Source organism: Roseateles sp. P5_E1 (assembly GCF_054049335.1).
The window spans coordinates 1-601 of record NZ_JBFUMN010000315.1 but is presented as its reverse complement, the minus strand read 5'-3'; the positions used below and the strand labels follow the sequence as shown (position 1 = coordinate 601).

Sequence of the window (601 nt, the reverse complement as noted above, 5' to 3'; positions counted from 1 at the left end):
CGCAGACATCGGCGATGGCATGCAGCCGCTGGACGTGGTGCAGCAGATCCTGCCCACCCTGGACGGCATCCGCGCGCAACTGCCGTCGGGCTACCTGTTGGAGACCGGCGGCACCGTCGAGGATTCGGCGCGCGGTCAGAACTCGATCAAGGCCGGCATGCCGCTGTTCCTGATCGTGGTGGCCACGCTGCTGATGCTGCAGCTGCGCAGCTTCTCGCGTGCGGCGATGGTGTTGGTCACCGCACCGCTGGGCATCATCGGTGCGACCCTGTTCCTGCTGCTGTTCCGCGCGCCGTTCGGTTTCGTGGCGCTGTTGGGCACCATCGCGCTGGCCGGCATGATCATGCGTAACTCGGTGATCCTGATCGACCAGATCCAGCAGGACATCGACGCCGGGCATGATCGCTGGCACGCCATCATCGATGCGACCGTACGCCGCTTCCGTCCGATCGTGCTGACCGCGCTGGCGGCGGTGCTGGCGATGATCCCGCTGTCGCGCAGTGCGTTCTACGGTTCGATGGCGATCTCGATCATGGGCGGCTTGATCGTCGGCACCGTGCTGACCCTGGTGTTCCTGCCSGCGCTGTACGCGGCGTGGTTC

At 66.2% G+C, this 601-nt stretch carries 1 protein-coding gene; it reads left to right on the top strand.

Annotation, left to right across the window (positions count from 1 at the left end; translation table 11 throughout):
- On the top strand, positions 1-601 hold a 601-nt coding region (locus ACXJKJ_RS31260; protein WP_457395498.1), incomplete at both ends, for an efflux RND transporter permease subunit.